Origin of the sequence: Mucilaginibacter sabulilitoris (assembly GCF_034262375.1) — a bacterium.
GTDB classification, from domain to species: Bacteria; Bacteroidota; Bacteroidia; order Sphingobacteriales; family Sphingobacteriaceae; genus Mucilaginibacter; species Mucilaginibacter sabulilitoris.
The window spans coordinates 5,536,212-5,558,136 of sequence record NZ_CP139558.1 but is presented as its reverse complement, the minus strand read 5'-3'; the positions used below and the strand labels follow the sequence as shown (position 1 = coordinate 5,558,136).

The 21,925-nt window shown below is 41.4% G+C and carries 18 protein-coding genes; 6 read left to right on the top strand and 12 right to left on the bottom strand.

Annotated features, from left to right (window positions below; translation table 11 throughout):
• Nucleotides 1–1,758, top strand: coding sequence for a GMC family oxidoreductase (locus SNE25_RS23755; protein ID WP_321561506.1), 1,758 nt, complete (start codon nucleotides 1–3; stop codon nucleotides 1,756–1,758).
• 3 nt (nucleotides 1,759–1,761) lie between these two features.
• The gene (locus SNE25_RS23750; RefSeq protein WP_321561505.1) at nucleotides 1,762–2,379 is read left to right on the top strand and encodes a gluconate 2-dehydrogenase subunit 3 family protein; all 618 of its coding nucleotides are present in this window, start codon (nucleotides 1,762–1,764) and stop codon (nucleotides 2,377–2,379) included.
• 124 nt (nucleotides 2,380–2,503) lie between these two features.
• Here SNE25_RS23750 and SNE25_RS23745 read toward each other — a convergent pair whose 3' ends face one another.
• The 5 genes from SNE25_RS23745 to SNE25_RS23725 all read right to left on the bottom strand — a co-directional run bounded on the left by SNE25_RS23745 (nucleotide 2,504) and on the right by SNE25_RS23725 (nucleotide 5,907).
• Nucleotides 2,504–3,874, bottom strand: a complete 1,371-nt coding sequence (locus SNE25_RS23745; RefSeq protein ID WP_321561504.1) for a dipeptidase — start codon at nucleotides 3,872–3,874, stop codon at nucleotides 2,504–2,506.
• 157 nt (nucleotides 3,875–4,031) lie between these two features.
• The gene (locus SNE25_RS23740; protein ID WP_321561503.1) at nucleotides 4,032–5,303 is read right to left on the bottom strand and encodes a hypothetical protein; all 1,272 of its coding nucleotides are present in this window, start codon (nucleotides 5,301–5,303) and stop codon (nucleotides 4,032–4,034) included.
• Nucleotides 5,304–5,370: 67 nt separating this feature from the next.
• Entirely contained in the window at nucleotides 5,371–5,514 is a 144-nt protein-coding gene (locus SNE25_RS23735) for a hypothetical protein (RefSeq protein ID WP_321561502.1), read from the bottom strand.
• Nucleotides 5,515–5,559: 45 nt separating this feature from the next.
• Nucleotides 5,560–5,703: a hypothetical protein gene (locus SNE25_RS23730; protein ID WP_321561501.1), complete on the bottom strand. Its 144-nt coding sequence runs from the start codon at nucleotides 5,701–5,703 to the stop codon at nucleotides 5,560–5,562.
• A gap of 60 nt (nucleotides 5,704–5,763) precedes the next feature.
• Nucleotides 5,764–5,907 (bottom strand): hypothetical protein, encoded by a 144-nt coding sequence (locus SNE25_RS23725; RefSeq protein ID WP_321561500.1) that lies wholly within the window; start codon nucleotides 5,905–5,907, stop codon nucleotides 5,764–5,766.
• Nucleotides 5,908–6,485: 578 nt separating this feature from the next.
• Here SNE25_RS23725 and SNE25_RS23720 point away from each other — a divergent pair.
• Nucleotides 6,486–7,925 carry a tetratricopeptide repeat protein gene (locus SNE25_RS23720; protein WP_321561499.1) on the top strand — a complete coding sequence of 480 codons (1,440 nt, stop codon included), beginning with the start codon at nucleotides 6,486–6,488 and terminating at the stop codon, nucleotides 7,923–7,925.
• 31 nt (nucleotides 7,926–7,956) lie between these two features.
• Here the strand turns inward: SNE25_RS23720 and SNE25_RS23715 are convergent, their stop codons facing one another.
• The 3 genes from SNE25_RS23715 to SNE25_RS23705 form a co-directional block, all read right to left on the bottom strand.
• Entirely contained in the window at nucleotides 7,957–8,259 is a 303-nt protein-coding gene (locus SNE25_RS23715; RefSeq protein WP_321561498.1) for a hypothetical protein, read from the bottom strand.
• A 231-nt stretch (nucleotides 8,260–8,490) separates the two neighbouring features.
• A complete protein-coding gene (locus SNE25_RS23710; protein WP_321561497.1) occupies nucleotides 8,491–8,859 on the bottom strand; it encodes a helix-turn-helix domain-containing protein in 369 nt (122 codons plus the stop codon).
• Between the two features lie 147 nt (nucleotides 8,860–9,006).
• Nucleotides 9,007–11,301, bottom strand: a complete 2,295-nt coding sequence (locus SNE25_RS23705; protein WP_321561496.1) for an ATP-dependent helicase — start codon at nucleotides 11,299–11,301, stop codon at nucleotides 9,007–9,009.
• 240 nt (nucleotides 11,302–11,541) lie between these two features.
• On the opposite strand from SNE25_RS23705, the gene SNE25_RS23700 reads away from it, so the two are divergent.
• Both SNE25_RS23700 and SNE25_RS23695 read left to right on the top strand, forming a co-directional pair.
• Nucleotides 11,542–12,525 carry a DUF2975 domain-containing protein gene (locus SNE25_RS23700; protein WP_321561495.1) on the top strand — a complete coding sequence of 328 codons (984 nt, stop codon included), beginning with the start codon at nucleotides 11,542–11,544 and terminating at the stop codon, nucleotides 12,523–12,525.
• A 3-nt stretch (nucleotides 12,526–12,528) separates the two neighbouring features.
• Nucleotides 12,529–12,732, top strand: a complete 204-nt coding sequence (locus tag SNE25_RS23695) for a helix-turn-helix domain-containing protein (protein WP_321561494.1) — start codon at nucleotides 12,529–12,531, stop codon at nucleotides 12,730–12,732.
• Nucleotides 12,733–12,826: 94 nt separating this feature from the next.
• On the opposite strand, the gene fabV is transcribed toward SNE25_RS23695, so the two are convergent.
• The 4 genes from fabV to SNE25_RS23675 form a co-directional block, all read right to left on the bottom strand.
• The gene (gene fabV / locus SNE25_RS23690) at nucleotides 12,827–14,020 is read right to left on the bottom strand and encodes an enoyl-ACP reductase FabV (protein WP_321561493.1); all 1,194 of its coding nucleotides are present in this window, start codon (nucleotides 14,018–14,020) and stop codon (nucleotides 12,827–12,829) included.
• An 84-nt stretch (nucleotides 14,021–14,104) separates the two neighbouring features.
• Nucleotides 14,105–15,526, bottom strand: coding sequence for a DUF1593 domain-containing protein (locus SNE25_RS23685; protein WP_321561492.1), 1,422 nt, complete (start codon nucleotides 15,524–15,526; stop codon nucleotides 14,105–14,107).
• 112 nt (nucleotides 15,527–15,638) lie between these two features.
• Complete coding sequence (locus tag SNE25_RS23680) at nucleotides 15,639–17,480, bottom strand: right-handed parallel beta-helix repeat-containing protein (RefSeq protein ID WP_321561491.1); 1,842 nt, start codon at nucleotides 17,478–17,480, stop codon at nucleotides 15,639–15,641.
• Between the two features lie 77 nt (nucleotides 17,481–17,557).
• On the bottom strand, nucleotides 17,558–19,522 hold the full coding sequence (locus SNE25_RS23675) for a M1 family metallopeptidase (protein ID WP_321561490.1): 1,965 nt from the start codon (nucleotides 19,520–19,522) through the stop codon (nucleotides 17,558–17,560).
• Between the two features lie 385 nt (nucleotides 19,523–19,907).
• Between SNE25_RS23675 and SNE25_RS23670 the strand changes: the two genes are divergently transcribed.
• Nucleotides 19,908–21,920 carry a thioredoxin domain-containing protein gene (locus SNE25_RS23670; protein ID WP_321561489.1) on the top strand — a complete coding sequence of 671 codons (2,013 nt, stop codon included), beginning with the start codon at nucleotides 19,908–19,910 and terminating at the stop codon, nucleotides 21,918–21,920.
• Nucleotides 21,921–21,925 lie beyond the last annotated feature (5 nt).

Below are 21,925 nucleotides of genomic sequence, written 5' to 3'. Positions count from 1 at the left end.
ATGAAAGATATTCAGATTAAAAAGTCGGCCGAAGTCTATGATGTAGTCATTATAGGTTCGGGCGCGGGTGGTGGCATGTCTGGGTACGTGCTGGCAAACGCAGGAGTAAAGGTGCTTATGCTGGAAGCCGGGCCTTTTTTTGATCCGGCTAAAGATTCGCTGCAGCTTAAATGGCCCTATGAATCATTAAGGCGCGGGGGTAACGCTACCCGCCCCATGGGCGATTTCGATGCGGCTTATGGTGGATGGCAAATTGACGGTGAACCTTATACTCAAAAAGGTGATAGCAATTTTCAATGGTTCCGTTCAAAAATGCTTGGTGGGCGTACCAACCATTGGGCACGCATCTCATTAAGAATGGGACCGAAAGATTTTAAGGCATACAGCAGCTTTGGTGTAGGCGACGACTGGCCCATAACTTACGATGATATTAAACCTTATTATGATAAGGTTGACCGACTCATTGGCGTGTACGGCTCTAACGAAGGATTAGAAAATGATCCCGACGGTGTCTTTTTACCGGCTCCAAAACCCCGGCTCAATGAACTGTTTGTAAAGAAAGCGGCTACGGGTTTAGGTATTAAGGTAATAGCTGGTCGCGGTTCTGTACTTACCGCGCCTCTACTGGGTAACAAAGACCGTGGATCATGCTTTTTTTGCGGACAATGTAACCGGAGCTGTAAAATATATGCTGACTTTTCGGCCTCCTCCTGCCTGGTTATACCTGCCATAAAAACCGGTAATCTCACCGTGCTTACCAATGCGGTAGTGCGCGAAATATTAACCGGAACTGATGGTCTTGCCAACGGCGCATCATATATTAATAAGGATGATATGCAGGAATATACGGTAAAAGCAAAAATGGTTATCCTGGCTGCGGGTACTTGTGAGTCAGCTCGCATTCTGCTTAATTCCAAATCTCCGCAACATCCTAACGGTTTGGCTAACAGCAGTAATGTAGTAGGCAAATACCTGCACGATTCAACGCAGGGAGGTGGAGCCGCTATTTTGCCGCAATTACTTAATCGCAGGCGTTTTAATGAAGATGGTGTGGGTAGTCTGCATCTGTATGCGCCGTGGTGGGGCGATCATAAAAAGCTTGATTTTGCCCGGGGATATCATCTTGAAATATTTGGTGGTATGATGATGCCATCATACGGCGGTTATTTTGGATTTGAAGGTTCGTTGGTACCTTATATTAATGGTTACCTGCCCGGGCCCGATGGAAAGATGAAACCGGGAGGCGGCTTTGGCAAATCGTTAAAAGATGATTACCGTCGTTTTTATGGAACACTGGCCGGCGTGGGATGTCACGGCACCGACATTGCCAAAGAGGATAATTATTGTGAAATAGATAATACTGTAGTTGATAAATACGGTATCCCTGTATTGAAGTTTAATTATAAATGGGGCGACCAGGAAATTAAACAAGCCAAGCACATGCAGGAAACAAGCCAGGAACTGATAAAAGCGATGGGAGGTATACCGCTTGGTCAGCCCGCAGGGCCTGATAAAAACTATGGTTTGGATAAACCGGGTAAAGGTATTCATGAGGTAGGAACGGTGAGAATGGGAGATAAGGCCGATAAGTCGGCATTAAATAAATGGTGCCAGGCGCATGACTGCCGCAATCTTTTTGTGGTTGATGGCGCGGCATTTACGCAGCAATCAGAGAAAAACCCAACCTGGACTATTCTCGCGCTTTCTATGCGTACTGCTGAATATATTTTAGATCAAAAAAGAAAACAAAACATTTAGCTCATGAACAGAAGAGATAGTTTAAAGGCCATAGGTTTATCGGTATCAACAGCGGTACTGCTGGATGCATGTAAAACAACACCTGATGAAAAAGCTGAGAATAAGAAACCTATTACAGAGCTCGGTAGGCAGACTTATGAAACTGAAAGGGAGAAAAAACTTCAGGACGAAAAGTTTTTTACCGATCATGAGTTAGCTACCATTACTGTATTGGCTGATATTATTATTCCGCATGATGAACATAGCGGCAGTGCATCTGATGCAAAGGTGACAGATTTTATTGAGTTTATTGTAAAAGATGAACCGGAACATGCTTTACCTATGCGGGGTGGCCTGCGTTGGCTTGATGTAAAATGCCTTAATTTGTACAATAATGAATTTAAGAGCTGTACAGCTAAGCAGCAGGTTGACATAATAACTCAAATTGCTTACCCTATGCAAGCAAAACCTGATATGCTGCCCGGCGTTACTTTCTTTAATAAAATGCGCGACCTTACAGCTATTGGCTTTTTTACCAGTAAAATAGGTATCGCCGATTTAGGTTACAAAGGAAATTCGCCAGGCAAATGGGAGGGCGTACCTGCAGATGTTTTAAAACAGTACGGATTAGAGGGTGTTTGAGGAATAAGTAAAAAAAATAATGGATTTATCCAATAGCTTTCAAGGATAAACAAATTGTCATCCTGAGGAACGAAGGATCTATTTGGCGATCAGATCCTTCGTTCCTCAGGATGACAAAAGGTATTTATATACTCAGTTCGGCAAAATATTTATGAAACAGGGGAATGGTTTCGATGCCCTTGTAGTAATTAAAAATATCATATTTCTCGTTCGGAGAGTGCAGGGCGTCACTGTCCAGACCAAAACCCATCAGTACAGTTTTCAAACCAAGTTCCGCTTCAAAAAGGGCAACAATAGGGATACTTCCACCACCCCGTGTCGGGATAGGTTCTTTACCAAACGATTCAGCAATGGCTTTTTGCGCAGCGCGGTAGGCCACGCTGTCTGTTGGTGTTACAGCCGGTTCGCCGCCATGATGAGGGGTTACCTTTACCTTAACAGTAGCCGGGGCTATGCTTAAGAAATGTTTGGTGAACAGTTCGGTTATTTTATCGGATGTTTGGTTGGGTACCAGGCGCATAGATATTTTAGCATGGGCCTTTGATGGCAATACGGTTTTGGCACCTTCGCCTGTGTAGCCGCCCCAGATACCGTTCACTTCAAGCGTAGGCCGGGTGCCAGTACGTTCAAAGGTGGTATAGCCTTTTTCGCCCCAAAGTTCATCAACCTCAAGATCTTTTTTGTATTCTTCTTCATTATAAGGAGCGTTATTCAGCGCGGTACGTTCGGCGGGGGTAAGCTCCACAACATCGTCATAAAAGCCCGGTATAGCAATATGATTGTTTTCATCGTGTAATGAAGCGATCATTTTGGCCAGTATCGTAGCCGGGTTGGCCACCGCACCGCCATAAACACCCGAATGCAGATCGCGGTTAGGTCCCGTTACTTCTACTTCAAGATATGACAACCCGCGTAGCCCGGTTTCCAGCGAAGGGTGTTCCATGCTGATCATCGAGGTATCAGAAATGAGCACCACATCAGCCTTTAAGCGGTTTTTGTTTTCTTTTACAAAAATGCCCAGATTTGCTGAGCCAACTTCTTCTTCGCCCTCAATCATAAATTTAATATTGCAGGGCAGGATGTTGGTTTGCATCATCAGTTCAAATGCTTTTACATGCATATAAAACTGACCCTTATCGTCACATGCGCCGCGGGCATATATTTTACCGTCGCGTATGGTGGGCTCAAAAGGAGGAGTTTTCCACAGTTCCAGCGGATCTGGTGGCTGTACGTCATAATGTCCGTAAACTAATACAGTAGGTTTTAACGCATCAATTATTTTTTCACCGTAAACAATGGGGTAACCGGCGGTTTGGCAAACTTCAACCTGATCGGCGCCGGCGTCGCGCAATTTTTGCGCAACATACTCCGCGGTTTTTAATACCTCAGGTTTGTATTTAGGATCGGCGCTAACCGAAGGAAAACGCAATAGTTCAAATAATTCATCAAGTAAGCGTTGTTTATTATCGCTTACATATTGTTTTATGTGCTGCATAGTTATCTGTTTGCAGCAAATATATTGATGTTTATTGATTTAGACAGCAGAAGTTCATACCACTATTAGTATGAACCGCGTTTGTAAAACTTTTACTTTATAAAGGTTGAAAATTATCAACCTAGTGAATATCGTTCTCGTGTTTACTACTTAATAATTAAGCAGCGAAATCAGCATTACCTAAATCTCTTTTAGGACCAGATACAGCAGCGAAATCAGCATTACCTAAATCTCTTTTAGGACCAGATACAGCAGCGAAATCAGCATTACCTAAATCTCTTTTAGGACCAGATACAGCAGCGAAATCAGCATTACCTAAATCTCTTTTAGGACCAGATATGGCAGCAAAATCAGCATTACCTAAATCTCTTTTAGGACCAGATACAGCAGCGAAATCAGCATTACCTAAATCTCTTTTAGGACCAGATACAGCAGCGAAATCAGCATTACCTAAATCTCTTTTAGGACCAGAAACAGCAGCAAAATCAGCATTACCTAAATCTCTTTTAGGACCAGAAACAGCAGCAAAATCAGCATTACCTAAATCTCTTTTAGGACCAGAAACAGCGGCAAAATCAGCATTACCTAAATCTCTTTTTGGGCCAGAAACAGCGGCAAAATCAGCATTACCTAAATCTCTTTTTGGACCAGAAACAGCAGCGAAATCAGCGTTACCTAAATCTCTTTTAGGACCAGAAACAGCAGCGAAATCAGCGTTACCTAAGTCTCTTTTGGGGCCAGAAACAGCAGCGAAGTCAGCGTTACCTAAATCTCTTTTAGGGCCAGAAACAGCAGCGAAGTCAGCGTTACCTAAATCTCTTTTGGGGCCAGAAACAGCAGCGAAGTCAGCGTTACCTAAATCTCTTTTAGGGCCAGAAACAGCAGCGAAGTCAGCGTTACCTAAATCTCTTTTAGGACCAGAAACAGCAGCGAAGTCAGCGTTGCCTAAGTCTCTTTTAGGGCCAGAAACAGCAGCGAAGTCAGCGTTACCTAAGTCTCTTTTAGGGCCAGAAACAGCAGCGAAGTCAGCGTTACCTAAATCTCTTTTAGGACCAGAAACTGCAGCGAAATCAGCATTACCTAAGTCTCTTTTAGGACCAGAAACAGCAGCAAAATCAGCATTACCTAAATCTCTTTTAGGACCAGATACTGCAGCGAAGTCAGCGTTACCTAAGTCTCTTTTAGGACCAGAAACAGCAGCGAAATCAGCGTTACCTAAGTCTCTTTTAGGACCAGAAACGGCGGCGAAGTCAGCGTTACCTAAATCTCTTTTTGGGCCAGAAACAGCGTCGGCGTTGCCTAAATCTCTTTTTGGACCAGATACAGCAGTAGTTTTTTTACCACCTTCGTTAATTGAAGCAAATGAAACAGTTGTTGAAGTTAAGAAAGTGCTTAGAGCTAAAGCTGCAATGATTGTTGATTTTTTCATGACTTTGAATTTTTTGTAGGGATTAAATATTTTTAATTGTTTATGATAATTTCTTGTTGTTACTTAGTTAATCGGCACTGCCTAAATCTCTTTTGGGGCTATATACTGTGAGGTTAATACCGGCCGTTTCGTGCCTTACATTTTCTTTTTTGCATGATGCCAGACCTGCTATGCTTAGGCTTGCAATTGCTATCACAATAATTTTTTTCATATTCCCTTTTAGTTTAAGCGTTTATTGTTTTAATCATGTTTCAAATTAATCGGCACTGCCCAAATCTCTTTTGAAGCCGTTCGCGTATAAATGGACAAAGGATAATTCAGCTTGTTTATGTTCTTTTTTGCAAGACGAAATGATGCCTGTAAAAAGGAGGGCTAATGTGAAGAGGATTAATTTTTTCATGATTTATAGTATTTTTATTCTGTCCATTTGGGTAAAACTTATTCGATAAAAATTTAAAACTTAGTCAGCACTGCCTAAATCTCTCTTAAATGCAGAAGCCGTTTTATTAAAACTTGCAATTTGTTGTTTCGCAGTTTTATTTGATGATGATGATAAAACTCCTGTACTTACTACAAGTAATGTTAATAAGATGATCCTTTTCATAATGGTTAATATTTATATTATTATTCTATTCGATTAACTGTTGTTAAATAATATTGTAACTAATATTTAATAATAGGGTATAATACCCGTTTTATTGTTCTTTCTTGAAATTTCATAATGTGTTAAACTATTGCCTGTTATCAATTTTTTACACAAAATCTATTTTTTTTTCACAAAATATGTATAGCGAATTGTGTCATTTTTTACAGTTATTATATTCTAAATAATTAGTATTTTTAAACTTTATAAGAATATTGGTAAAGTAAAAAAAACACCCCTCTTTCTATTATTTTGCATTATTAGATAGTATAATAATTAAAATATAAACCCTTCAAGTATTTTTCACTGTTTATTATAGTGATTTTGCCCTTTTTATGCTCGTTAAAATACATGTTAATATATATTTATATTTAGTAAATTATTGTATATCAATTAATTACAATGCAAATATAAATATGTTTTTCGTTTTTAAAAGAAAAAAATAAAAATATTTTTCCACAACGTTTTTTGTCGTCGTTATTAGATATATTAGAGCATAATTCATAACTTTCACGCTAATTGAACGTAAAAGTCCTCTGATGAGAAAAACCTATACATTTCTATTAGTCTTTTTTATATCGCTTACTGTATATGCAAAGGATTTTGACGAAGTGACGGTAATTGATACAGCTGCGGTTATAAACTTAAACAGGCAGGCTTATGGCAACCGCTTAACAGATCCGGAACAGACTGTTACCGATGCCACAAGGGCTTTGGAAATGGCTAAAAAAATAAACTATTTTAATGGTATTGGCGAAGCTTACCGTGTTTTAGGTATAGGAAGATATTATCTTGATCAACCAGAAAAATCTTTTGATAATTATTTAAACGCGGTTAATTTTTTCGTAAAGGCGGGTAACTTAAGCGGCGAGGCAAAAGTATATAACAATATAGGTATTTTATTCAGGGACCACGATTATAACCGCTCCCTTGATTACCTGAATAAATCCCTGGCAATAGCCACTAAGATAAAGGACCGACGTTTGATAGCTTCACTTGAATTAAACATAGGTAACGTTTATACACGTAAAAGTAGCTTGCAGCAGGCGCTGAATTATTACGAAAAAAGTAATATTGTTTTTGAAGAGCTTAAGGATTCGGTAAACCTGGTACAGGCGTTGCAAAACAGAGGCGTTATTTATTATCAGCTTAATCAGTACGATAAGGCGTTAGAGCTGCTATTAAAGGCTAATAGAGCTGCAAAACACCAGGACTTAAATGAGTCGGTAGCCAGCATTAACCTTACACTCGCTTCTTTATACATTACTGAAAAAAAATATGATGAGGCAGAAAAAATTGTAAAAGAGGGTGTAGCCTATACCCAACTGGTTAAAGACCCCAAACTTGATTACGATTACAAGCATACCACATATGAGCTGGAATATAATCGCAAAAACTTCGAACGGGCCTTATACTATTTACGGGAAATTTATAAACTTGACAGTACAACCTATAAATTGAATACCTCGGTTCAGATGAACCTGATTGAGGCGAAACGCAAGCAAGAGGAGCAAATTAAGGAAAATGAACGGGTAGCCGAACGTCAGGCTTATGACAGGTCAAGGCTTTGGGCGGTGAGCATGGTTGCTGGCTTATTGTTGGTTGTTATCGGCTTATTAGTAGGTAATGTTAAGCGTAAAGCAAAAACCAATGCACAGCTTACCATGTTGAATGGGGAAGTTTTAAGACAAAAAGATAACCTTGACCGTATTAACCACCACCTGGAAGAAATAATTGACGAGCGTACAAAAGACCTTCAGATCAAGAACAAAAAGCTTTCGGAACACTCCTCGTACCTCTCTCACCAGATCAGGGGACCCATCGCTACCTTGCGTGGATTAATTAACCTTGAAAAAGAAGGGTTGGTTGATCAGCAGGAATGTATTGATATGATGGATAAATGCGTTTCGGAAATTGATGAAAAGATAATAGAAATGAGCGACATGCTCCACAATCCGTCACAAGGAACTAACTCCTGATCAACAATGTTTTAGTGTAGTATTTATTAATTTAGTTAAGACTAAAAGCTGAGGGCCAGGTGGAGTGTATTTGCGCCTCAAATAGTCCCAGATAAATGCAATACCAGGATATCATTTGCAAAATAAGCAACTGACGGTGCTTGTTATAACCTTCCGTTTCAAAGGCAAGCGTTTCGTCGCCAGCAGTAACAAAAAATCTTACTTCGCCCTGCCTGGGTTTAAACCGTGATTGTAAAAGGTCAAATGCCTTAATCTTAAGTTTGCTCTTAGGGTCGTGGATGGTACCATCTTTCAAAGCCTGGTTTTTTGAAATAGATATAAGATAATTTGACATATACATTTATGATAAAATGTATATGCCACAATTTTTACTCCAAATTTTTAATTTTGGAGCATATAAAACGTAAATAGGCGCACTTATTTTACATTTGCCAGTAAAATTCACTGAAATTAAATATAATTAACCAATATTTAATTTCAGCAGGGCAAATTGATCATTGTTGTGTAGTAATAAATGAATTGTAAAACCATAACTGTAAGGTTTACAGAACACATTTAAAAAAAACTACAGGGCTAAAATGCTCTTATTACGCAATTCTTCGTAAAGTAAAATTACCTTGCGTTGTAGATTTGAAATCTCCGACTCGCGATCAATAAGTTTCTTTTGAGCAATACTTAAGTTTGATGGAGTAACATCAATCTCTTCGGCATCAATGGCCAGCATTTGTGCCACATTTATTTCAAAGATATTTGCAATTTGCTCCAGGCGCGATAAGTTAATGTCAGTTACGCCAGTTTCAATTTTTGAAAAAGCGGGAATAGAAATACCCAAACGGTTTGCCACATCTTCCTGGCTCCATCCGCGCTGGTGACGTAATGCTCTAATGTTTTTCCCTACAGATTTATTAGTTTTCTTTTGTGTGTGATCGCTCATGGCTTTATTTCCTCATAATTAAGTCATGAAACATATCCAAATGGTATGCCATCATCAAAATCCCGTAAAAAACACTGTAAATAAGGTGCTTTTTACGGGATTTGGGAAAAGGTGGGGAAAAAATTACACGAAATAGGGATTTAACCCTTAGTTTATATTGTTGATAATATAAAGTTTGGCAAATTTCAGGAGCAACTGTTTTTGGCCTATCTCTTTAAAAAATATAGTAGCTTTAATATCTGGCTTATTACCCTCCAGGCTCAGCACTTTACCAAAACCAAAGCGTTCATGCTCAACTTCCATGCCCACCTGCAGGTTTGAAGTGTCTGATGGTTTAAAGTTTGGCGAGGGTACGTGGGCCTTGGCCAGTATTGATGTGGTTTTTACCGGGGCCGATGTGGCCGGTTTTGGTTTTGAAAATGCATCGGCCTGTTTACCGCCACTCCAGGCCTTACGCTCATCATCAAAAAACGGGTTGCCGCTGCTTGCCGGTTTTGCGCTATAATCAAGTTCAAGGTATTTGGCATCTATCTCATCCAGGAAACGGCTGGGTTCGCAGCTAATAAGCGTGCCGAATTTAAATCTTGAGGTGGCATAGCTAATGGTAAGCTTTGTTTCGGCACGGGTAACTGCTACATAAAATAAACGGCGTTCCTCTTCCAGGTCACTGCGCGAATTGAGCGACATTTGTGATGGGAATAGGTTTTCTTCTAATCCCACCACATAAACCTGCGGAAATTCAAGTCCTTTAGAAGAGTGTATGGTCATTAATGAAACCGTATCGGCGTCTTTATCCTTGTCCTTATCATCATTGGTGAGCAGCGCCACATCCTGCATAAAAACATCCAGGCCCTTTTCTTCAATATCTTCTCGTTCAGAAAATTCCTTGATACCATTTAGTAGCTCCTGTATGTTTTCGTAACGGTTTAACCCCTCAACAGATTTATCCTCATACAGATCTTTTAATAAACCCGAGTGCTGTGCAATATATAAGGCCGACTCATAAGCCGATTTTGTTTTTGCAAGCACCTGGAAGCTTTGGATCATGGTGGCAAAGGTATTAAGGGTAGAGGGAGCCTTACCGTCGAAATATTTACCTGGTTCCACAATTACTTCCCACGGGGTTATGCCATGCTGATCGGCACTTACAATGATCTTATCAACAGAGGTATCACCAATGCCTCGTTTTGGGTAGTTGATAACGCGTTTAAGCGCTTCCTCGTCATTGGGGTTAAAGGTAAGCCTAAAATAAGCTATCAGGTCTTTGATCTCTTTACGCTGGTAGAATGATAATCCACCGTAAATTTTATAGGGGATGCCAAGTTTACGCAGGGCCTCTTCCATGGAACGTGACTGTGCGTTGGTACGGTATAAAATGGCAAAATCGTGCCATTTCCTGCCTTTCAGACTCCTGTCCTGCATAATGGTTTCAGCAACCATTTTACCTTCTTCATTATCGCTGAAGGCGCGCATTACCTTTATCTTGTCTCCCGTTTCCTTTTCAGAGAAAACATTCTTTTTAAGCTGCTCTTTATTATTGCTGATGATGCTGTTGGCAACATTTACAATATTTTGGGTTGAGCGGTAATTCTGCTCCAGCTTGAATACTTTCAAATCGGGGTAATCCTTTTCAAAATTGAGGATATTCTGGATATTGGCGCCACGGAAAGCGTAGATACTTTGGGCGTCATCACCAACCACACATAAATTTTCATTTACAGCGGCCAGTTTTTTTACAATAAGGTATTGCGAAAAGTTAGTATCCTGATACTCATCAACCATGAGGTATTTAAACTTATGCTGGTACTTGTTCAATACCTCTGGGTGTAGCTTAAGCAGCTCATTGGTTTTATACAGTAAGTCGTCAAAATCCATAGCGCCGGCACGGTAGCAGCGGGTGGCGTACATTTCGTAAATTTTGCCCAGTTGGCCGCGTCCGCTCGAAAAATCGTCGGCCTGTATCTGCTCATTCTTATTGTATTCCTGCCACGATATAAGGTTGTTTTTAGAAGCTGATATACGGTTGAGTACAAAGTTTACATTGTACAGTTTATCGTCAAGGTTCATTTCTTTTAAAATGGCCCTCAATACGCTCTTGCTGTCGTCAGTGTCGTAAATGGTAAAATTGCTCGGATAGCCAATTTTTTCAGCTTCCACGCGCAGCAGCTTGGCAAAAACCGAGTGGAAAGTACCCATCCATATATTTTTAGCTTCGCCGCCAACTACATGGGTTATACGCTCGCGCATTTCGCGCGCCGCCTTATTGGTAAAGGTTAACACCAGTATATTAAAAGAATCCACACCCTTGCGTATCAGGTGCGCCACACGGTAAGTAATAACTCTTGTTTTGCCCGATCCGGCGCCGGCAATAATCATCACCGGACCCTCGGTTTGCTCAACCGCTGCCCTTTGCTCGGGGTTTAAACCCTGTAAATAATCCAAAATCTGTTTCCTCTTTTCTTGAAACAGCGAAATTAATATTTTGGGCCGAAAGGGGAAAGGAAGATTGACGATGGACGCGATAAAAATATCAACAATAAGTGGGAAGGTGATAGATAAAATGATTTAAAAGTAAAGCCAAATAAGTTTATGTAATGATAGTTATTTATTGTAATTCAATAAAATATATTTGTAATTCAATAAAATTTAATACTATTGTGTCATTAAACCGATAATCAAATTATGAAAATCAAGATCAGTACCAACATGCTGGTTAATGGTTTAATTATTAGCGTTGTGATTTTTTATAGCGTTATGATAATAACAAGCCTTTACTTCACCAGCGTTAATACAATATACCATACCGACAATGTGCCCGGTGATACTTATACCTGGAGCAAGCAATTGCCTGAAATTGATCCCGAGGTTCCTGCATCCCTGCCTTATTTTAAGTATCTGGAATTGAAACAAAAGGTTAAGCTGACCCGTCAGTTACGGAATGGTGAGTTTCTTGACCTGGGAGGTGCGCAGATGGGCGGGGTGATGCGTATGGGCGGAGGTATGCTTTGCGATACCTGTAGTATAAATCATGATAAGCTGGATATTCCGGGCGTAAAGCAATATTATATTAAACTGCCCGGCTGGAAATTGAAGAAATCAACATTTGTACAGTTTGATTTAGATTCTGTAAAGTTTTATGTGGAGCATAAACAATCTTACGTACGCAAAGCTGTTATTGATAAAGTATTGCTCAACAAGAATGGTACTAAAAATTACCTCGTACATGAGGCCGATGTGCCCGTAAAATTCAGGTATGACAGTCGTGAAAACTGTATCATGATACCTATTAGTAAAACGGCAAGAGATATCATAAATCCAGTTATGCTGATTATTGTGATAATAATTGCATTATACTTTTTGTACCTGATAGCCGCGTTTTTAAATTTTATTATTGATGTGTCAAAAGGCCTCTCGTTTACCAAAAAAAATATAAACAGGTTACGGCTTATCGCATTGAGTTTACTTGGTTTTCCTGTACTGGCGTTTTTATTAAATATGCTGATGCCTGTTATATTCCATAGTTATTTTACGGAGGATGCAGTATTCAATATCCAGAGCTTAAATAACGATTGGATAAGCATGGGCATAGGAATTGTATTTTTGCTGTTGTTTAGAGCTTTCAAACAGGGCAAAATATTGAAAGACGAACAGGATTTAACCGTATAAATCATGCCTATAATTGTAAATCTGGATGTGATGATGGCAAAGCGAAAAATGTCATTAACAGAGCTTAGCGAAAAAGTAGGCATTACTATGGCCAATCTGTCGATACTTAAAACCGGGAAAGCTAAAGCTGTAAGACTGGAAACCCTTGAAGCGATATGCCGTATATTGAACTGTCAGCCAGGTGATATTCTGGAGTTTGTAGAATGAATTTAATTTTATCCGGTATGCCGTTAATATACGTTGCTTGATAAAAAAGAGACTTACGAAGTTTTTAAAACTTCGTAAGTCTGCAAAGAAGTTTTTAGCTCACCAATCCCGGTACTGCTACCATTTCGTTCACATCTTCCTGGTAATTTACTCCGGGAACGTCAAAACCAAACAGGTTCAGGAAATCGGTTTTATAGCCTTTCAGGTCGCCCAGTTCGGGCAGCGTTTCGGTGGTTGATTGTAGCCACAATTCAGCTACTTGGGCTTGAATATCGTCGCGCATTTCCCAGTCGTCAACGCGCACACGGCCCTGCTCGTCGGTAGGCATTTCACCACCGGTATAGAGGCGTTGTTCAAATAAACGCTGCATTTGCTCAATACAGCCTTCATGTATACCCTCTGCCTTCATAATCTTATAAAGCAGTGAAATATAAAGCGGAATAACCGGAATAGCCGAACTGGCTTGTGTTACCAGTGCCTTATTAACCGATACCAGCGCTTTGCCATTGATATCTTTCAACTGTTCGTTGATCTGTTTTGCAGTAGCCTCCAGATGGTCTTTAGCCCTACCGATGGTGCCTTTACGGTAAACCTTTTCGGTAACTGCGGGGCCAATATAGGAGTAAGCAACAGTGAGTACGCCATCAGCCAAAACACCGGCCTTTTTTAGGTCATCGATCCAGAATTGCCAGTCTTCTCCGCCCATAACGGCAACGGTATTGGCTATTTCCTCTTCGTTAGCAGGGTTTATTGAAATTTCAGATACCACCCCGGTGTGAAAATCAACCGTTTTATTGGTGAATACTTCACCAATGGGTTTTAACACCGAGTTATGGGTGATACCAGTTTTAGGATTAGTTCTGCGCGGAGAAGCCAGACTGTATATCACCAGGTCAACCTGACCCAGATCTGCCTTGATCAGATCGATGGTTTTTTGTTTGATCTCGTCAGAAAAAGCATCGCCATTTATACTTTTGGCATATAAACCTGCTTCGTGGGCCTGTTTTTCAAACGCCGCGGTATTATACCATCCGGCAGATGCAGGTTTGCCTTCGGCAGGTGGTTTTTCAAAGTAAACACCGATGGTTGATGCTCCGGCACCAAACGCGCTGGTGATCCTGGATGCCAGCCCGAAGCCGGTTGAAGCGCCAATGATCAAAGCTTTTTTGCCGCCATTGATAGCACCTTTTGATTTTACGTAATTAATCTGGTTTATAACATTTTGCTCACAGCCTTTTGGATGGGTAGTCAAACAAATAAAGCCGCGTATTCTTGGTTCAATGATCATAAATGCGAAATAGATTTATACAAATTTGAGGGCATATATAAGCAAACTTTTCTAAAATGCATTCAAAAAGTTTTGAAGACCTCATTATCCGGGAAGCACGGTTACAATTACACGCTTGTACCGGGTTAAAGCCGGCGTGCCTTTATCTGTAACTTTTAAAATAAAATGAATGGTTTGCGCCGATGTCACTACCGGCGCCGTAACAGGCAGATCATACAGGTTGGATGAGTATGGTTTAAAGCTTACCAGACCTTTATAGGTTCCGGCTTCGGGGTATTGAAACCATAAATAACTTAACGAATCGCCGTCAGGATCGTGAGTTCCCTTCGCGTTTAAATGAAATAGTTGTCCGGATTTTACGGTGAAATGATCGGCATGAGCCAACATGGGTACAGGCGGATGGTTGGTTGCGGCGTAATTTCGGGTAGTCCAGGTCATGCGGGCTGCAAAATCATTCTGAAATTCTTGACGCCATCGCCATATAGTGGCTTGAATGCTTTTGTAACCTTTTCTATCAATATCGACATAAACGGAATCTTCTGCATTAGCCCAAAGCGGGCGGGTTTCCTGCTCTGTAACAGGCCAGTTTGGTCGCGCAAAGGGATCAGGTGCTTTTGATAATGGCGGAGTGTAAAACTCATACCTGCCACCCCAGCCGCCATAGTTTGGATGCTCCGGGTCATTCAATCCATTCTGAATTAACCCCAAGAAAGACGGAGAATCACCTTCCATGCCATAAGCAACGTCGGGGTAGGCAGCACCCAGTGGTCCATGGCCCTGCTGTATGTTTTTGGCCAGCCAATCGTTACTAATTACCTGTGTATTTGAGCCGGGGAAAGAAAATGACATACCCAGCCATGTTGCCTGCCCATAGGTATAACCCGGACTGCACACATAAAACAAACCGGGGAAAGTTTTACGAATCCATGGACCGGAATCATCTTGATCTGAAATGGTGTAAACCCTTATCTTTTTATATAAAGCCTGTGCCTCAGCAGCCGGTTTGGTTTGTTGAATTTTCCATAAAGCCTGCGCCAGGCAGTTGGTGCCACCCCATGCGCATATCCATACTGGTCGTGCATCATGCTGTTCAAGTGTTTTAATGATCCACTCAGAACCTTCCGAATCGTGGTTTTTACCAACACCCTCCATGCCATAAACCGGCAGCCCTTTTTTTACCTTCGCACTTAAATATTCAAAGGTGGGATACCCTTTTTCATGCTTTAATAAATTGGGCTGGACTTTTTTATAGGCGTTTAAAATTTCACGTACGGTTTCGGGCGCTACCCGGGTTTTTTGGTGGATGGAAGTAGTGGCAATTAAACCCTCAATATCCCACTGGTTGCTGTAGGTCAAAAATCTGATCATGGATTGAGAATCATCCGGGTCGGCTTCAATGTCGGTTAACACCAACACCCTGAGCTTATGACTTGTTTGCGATAGTGCGTTGGTAGATAAAATAAATGCAAATATGATAACGGAAATAAACGTCTTGATGCAGGCCATAAAGGTTTAATTTAAAGTTTGTTATAATATTAAGCATAAACCGCACGGCATGCAAAAAAATAGCGATGTGGTTTTCGCCCATCGCTATTTATTATAGTAACAAAGAAAAAATCTATTGGCTGATGGTATTACCTGATGTTTTTACTCCGGTGCAATCCTTCATAGTCATCATATCCTTTATATCAGCTACCTTTCTTGCTTTAATGTTATTGTTCAGGAACTGTACGCCCGAAGTGCTTTTGGCCGAAAGTACCTGCTGCCCCTGTAAATCAAAATTGTTATTGATGATAGATATATTTTGATGCACCGCCGTGTTCGATTGGGTATTTTCAGGGCAAATGATAATTACCGGCTCGCCGCATTGAACAAAACGGTTATGGCGGATAGTTAAATTTTTTACCATGCCCGATTCATACCAGCTGGCCGCGTCATCGGCAATGGATATAGCGCTCATGTGGATATGCAGAAAAATATTGTCCTCGATAATTACTTTGCGCCTGCTGGTCACCAATACGCCGCGGGTTGGTATTTTGGTAATAGTATCGCGATGTATCCAAACCTGTGGTGTCCAGGTGGTATTCTCTATTACATCTTTAGGGTTAATGCCACCAGGTACAGACCTTTTTAGAGTAAGCAGCATTTCTTTATCGTTGAGTTTTTTAGCATTTACAACCAGGTTATCTGCGTATTGCTGTAAACTTTCGGAGTGGATAAAAGCTATACTATCACCGGCTGTAAAAGCATCGAACCCATAGGTTTGATCATGCATAAACTGTACTCTGACCTGGTTAGGTTTGGGCGATTCCATGATTCTTAAATAAGTACCATGAACATTAATAGCATCATCATTAGCTCCTGAAAGATAGGAGTTTTTGATCTCGATTTTACCACGGCAACCCGAAAAGTGGAGTATGTCGGCCCAGGCTGAGCAGGTACGTCCCGATTTTGGATCAGGTTTAACGCTAACACCATCCATGCTGATGTTTTCACAAAACTGGTTCACCACACCCATGCCGTGCATAAAATTGATGCGAATATTTTTAAGGATGATGTTTTTACTGCGCTGTATAAAAATGCCCGCACAATCGCGGGTTACATCGCGGTTTTGATAGATCAATCCGGTTTTAAATCCGGGATCCTTTTTAAAATAGGCGCGAACCATATTATTATCGGTTTCTGCATATTTAATATCATTTACGGCAATGTCGGTCCGCTGCAGATCGCCAGTTTGCCGATCAAGCACCTGCCATAGTTCGATTGGCTTGTGTCGCCAGCCTTCGCCTTCCCAGGTGAGCAGGCTATCCTTAATACTATATTTAGAATCAGGATGGATTTTTAGATCGGCAAAATTCGGCCCGGTATTCATAACCTGCAATTCGGATACTGTAGGGCGGAAGTAGTCATAAGTAATGCCGCTAATGCTGACGTTTTCGCTATGATCTACACAGGTTTCTATCATTTTACCGTGTAACAGTATTTTAGCACCCTGTGCTTTTATATCAACAAAGCGGCAGTTGTTTATATAAAGCGCAATTGCCTTTAGCTCATAAGGTTTATCATTGGTGTTGGAGATATGGAACTGTTTTTTAAAAGCATTTTTTGGGTAAAAGTTATATGTACCCGGCGCGAAGTTTACCGTAACATGTGCCATGCTCTTACCTTTTGCTATTAATACCAACGACTCGTTAAAATCGCCGGGAGCCATGATCTCTATTTTGTCGCCCGCGGCAAGCATGAGGCTGTTTACAGGTTTAAAAGTTTTCCAGGGCATTTTACTGTTGATGCCTGTGTTACCGTCATCGCCGGTTTGCGGGTTGATATAATATGTTGTTTTTGCGGGGGATTGATGACGTTTGGCGGTTGCCGGACATGATTGTGGAGTTTGAGCTAATGCATCAAGGCTTGTAATTAACAGGAAAGCGAAGAGAGAAAAGGAAAAAAGATATTTCTTCATAAAGGGAAGAAAAGTATAAAAAAACAGCGATGAAGCAAAGCCTCATCGCTGTTTTTTATTTGTTCGAGAATTGAATCTTAATTCATTCTGTAAACATTGTTTTTAAGATCAATATCCGGTAACTCATGATTCGGGTCTATCACAATAGTTTTGATAGGTGTTGTGGATGGGTATTTGAATGTCCACACGCCGCCACGCTGCCAAATGTTTACCGGCAGATGCAATGTTTCTGTTTTGCCATTGGCCTGTGTAATTTTCATGTCTACAGGCATCGCCATTTTTTCGTTATTGGTTAGCGTGATCATTGCGCCATTCGCTGCATTGTTGTCAATATATTTTACATTGTTTACGGCCTGGTCAATTTTCCAGGTGGTAAAGAACCAGGGTTTCCAGAACCAGTTGAGGTCTTCGCCTGCAGCATCGTTCATGGCCCTGAAAAGGTCATAAGGTAGTGGGTGTTTAAACGCCCAGTGTTTGATGTACTCGCGGAAGGCATAGTCAAAACGCTCCGGACCAAGCACTACATTGCGAAGCATATCCAAGCCTAAAGCTGTTTTGTTATAGTATTGGCCATAGTCGTTCAGGCCGATAGCTTCAGGAGCAGTCATCAACGGGTCTTTGCTGTTACGAAAAGAAGCCAATATGGTTTGAGCCTGCTTGGTAGTGTCGTTGTATTCGCCGTTATTAAACTGCTGGGAGGCATACTCGTTAATGAAAGTGTTAAAACCCTCATCCATCCACATGTATTTGCGTTCGTTTGATCCTACAATCATAGGGAACCAGTTATGGCCAATTTCATGTGTAACATCGCCCCAGAGCTGTCCTTTTTTAAAGTTGCTCAGGCAAAATATAGTTCCCGGATACTCCATACCCAAAGCCACACCAGATACGTTAACGGCTGAGTTCCACGGGTATTCAAAATAGGCTTTTGAATAGATCTCCATGCTGTTTTTCAGGTACTCGGTTGAGCGACCCCAGGCATCGTTACCAGCGCTTTCAACCGGATAGGCCGACATGGCAATGCCTTTACGACCAGATGGGAAATTAACGCGGGCGGCATCCCATATGAACGCGTTCGACGCACCCCAGGCAATGTCGCGGCTGTTTTCCATTTTATAGTGCCAGGTTAAGGTGCCTTTAAACGGACGGGTTGCACCTTTGCCAACTTCTTCCGGTTTAACAATCATTTCTGTTTTGTCGTTTTCCTTTGCTTTGGCAAGCCTGCTGATTTGTGTTGCGGAAAGTACTTCCTCCGGGTTTTGCAGATCGCCGGAACCAACTACAATCATATTTGCAGGAGCAGTTATATAATAATCAAAGTTGCCGTATTCACAGTAAAACTCACCAAGGCCCATGTAAGGCAGTGTGTTCCATCCTTCTACATCATCATACACACACATGCGGGGGTACCACTGCGCTATTTCATAAACATAACCCTGTTTAAACTTTTTGCGGCCCATGCGGTCGGCTCCATAAAAGGGGATGGCAAAATCATAATTGATCTTTACCTGTATTTTTTCGCCTTTAGCATCAAGCGGTGTTTTTAAACGCAGCTGCATACGGGCATCGGTTATAACGGGGGTAGTGGTATAAGTTTCGCCTTTATACGTAACTGTTACCGAACCAATGTGGTACCCGCCTCTGCTAAAACCACGTACATCAAAACGATCGCCCGATACCGGCGTAGTTGCTGCGCCGCGTGAGTCGGGACGGAACAGGTTCTGATCTAATTGTAACCATAGATAGTCCAGCTTATCAGGGCTGTTATTAGTGTAGGTAATGGTAACTTCACCATTTATAGTGGTATCGCGGCCTTCGTTCAGGGTCGCTTTTATCTGGTAGTCGGCACGGTTTTGCCAGTAGTTAGGGGAAGGTTGACCACCTGCCGACCGGGTGTTTTCGCCGGTAACAGGCCAGGTAACTGGGCCAAACACATCCTGGTGATTGTATTTTGAGGTATCGGCAGTTTGCGCTGCCACGGGTATTGCACCGGCCATTAAGCCCAGTGCGCATAAAAGGTCGATCAGTTTAAAATAGCGCATTCGAGTTTTTTAAAAATAAAGGCGCAAAGAAACGTAAATAATTTGTGAAGTTGACAATTTGAATACATAACCGGTTGCTTATAAGTGAATTTCGCTTATTTTTATAGGGAGAGTAATGGGATTGTTACTATTTAAATCACCCTGCCTGCGCCTGAAGCCCCCTCTAAATCTCCCCTCAAAGGGGAGACTAAAAAAAACATTTTAAAGCCCTCTCCTTTAGGAGGGTTGGGTGAGGCTTACGACGAGGGTCGCCCAGTGAAGCGCAGACCGGGTGAGTCGCTTTCATTATAAAAAACACTTCTCAGTAAAAACTTTTACAAATAAACCCGGTATACTTTACAGGTACTTTTATATCCGCATATTTGCAATCAAACAACATCTGCTTATGAACCGCCTGGCTAATTCAACATCTCCTTATTTATTGCAACATGCCAATAATCCGGTAAATTGGTATCCCTGGGGTAAAGAAGCCCTGGATAAGGCGAAAGCCGAAAATAAGCTCATACTGGTGAGTATTGGTTATTCTGCCTGCCATTGGTGCCATGTAATGGAACACGAAAGTTTTGAAGACGATGCGGTTGCCGCCGTGATGAACGAATATTTTGTTTGCATTAAAGTGGACAGGGAAGAACGCCCTGATGTTGATCAGATATATATGAGCGCGGTAACCCTTATGAGCGGTCGTGGCGGATGGCCGCTTAACTGTATCTGCCTGCCCGACCAGCGACCCATATATGGAGGTACATACTTCCGGAAAAACGACTGGACATCTTTATTATTTAACCTCGCCGATTTTTATAAACAAAAACCTGAAGAAGCCGAAGAGTATGCCGTACGCCTTACCGAAGGCATCCGGCAATATGAATCGATAGAATTTATTGCAGAACAGCCTGAATATACCAAAGCCGACCTGGAACTGATTGGTGACAACTGGAAACGTTATTTTGATAAATATGAAGGCGGCACCGGTAGCGCGCCTAAATTTCCGCAGCCCTACAACTGGCAATTGCTCATGCGCTATGCCCATTTAATGAAAGACGATGAAATTGCCAAACAGGTAAAACTCACCTTACATAAAATGGCCTATGGCGGCATTTATGATCATATAGGCGGGGGCTTTGCCCGCTATTCGGTTGATGGTCGCTGGCATGTGCCGCATTTTGAAAAAATGCTGTACGATAATGCCCAGTTGATCAGCTTGTATGCCGATGCAAATACCTGGAGCCACGACCCACTGTACGAGCAGGTAGTAGATGAGATTATTGAATTTTCTACAAGAGAGCTGGCCTCACCAGATCTGGGCTTTTATTCTGCGCTTGATGCCGACAGTGAAGGAGTAGAGGGCAAGTTTTATATTTTTACCAAAGCGGAAATTGAACAGATTTTAGAAAAAGATGCAGACTTGTTCTGTATTTACTACCATATTACCGATGATGGCAATTGGGAAGAGGAACATTCTAATGTTTTATTTCGCAGGGAAACCGACGAACAACTGGCTAAGAAATTGGGACTTGGAGTTGATGACCTGTTGATACAAATAAAGGCAAGCCGCAAAAAAGTATTTGAGGCCCGCAGGTACCGCATAAGACCGGGCCTCGATAATAAGATCCTGGCATCATGGAATGGCTTAATGCTAAAAGGCCTGTGCAATGCGTACCGTGCTTTTGATAAACCGGCATATCTTGAATTGGCACTTAAAAATGCCGGATTTATTGTTAATAATTTACTAAGCCAAAATGGCAGGCTATCAAGGGTTTATAACAGCAATACGGCAGATGATAGCCCTGTAGCGTTTTTAGATGATTATGCTAATGTTATAGACGCGTTTATAAGCCTGTACGAAATTACTTTTGATGAAACCTGGCTGCAACAAGCCAAAGAATTGGCTGATAGCGCCATAGCGCATTATTATGATGAACAAAGCGGTGTTTTCTTTTACACAGCCGATGATGATGAACAATTGATAGCACGAAAATCGGAAATTATGGATGGGGTAACCCCGGCCAGTAATTCGGTCATGGCACGCAACCTTAAAAAGTTAGGCTTGCTTTTTGATGAAGAAAGGTATGCAGCAGTTTCGGCGCAGCTGTTGCGCAATATAATGCCGCAACTGGCTAAATATAGTACAGCTTATTCAAACTGGACCATATTATTGCTGGAAGAAGTATTTGGAACCTATGAAATTGCAATAACAGGTACCGAAGCCGAAACTATGCGAAAGGAAATGGAAAATAATTACATACCCAACAAAATAATGTTGGGTGGTACAAAAGGAAGTTTACCTTTGTTGCAGGATAAGTTTGGTATGTCAACACAAATTTTTGTTTGTAAAGATAAAACCTGCGGATTACCTGCTAATAACACGGCCGCCGCCTTAAAACAAATGGCAGAAGCCTGATTGCT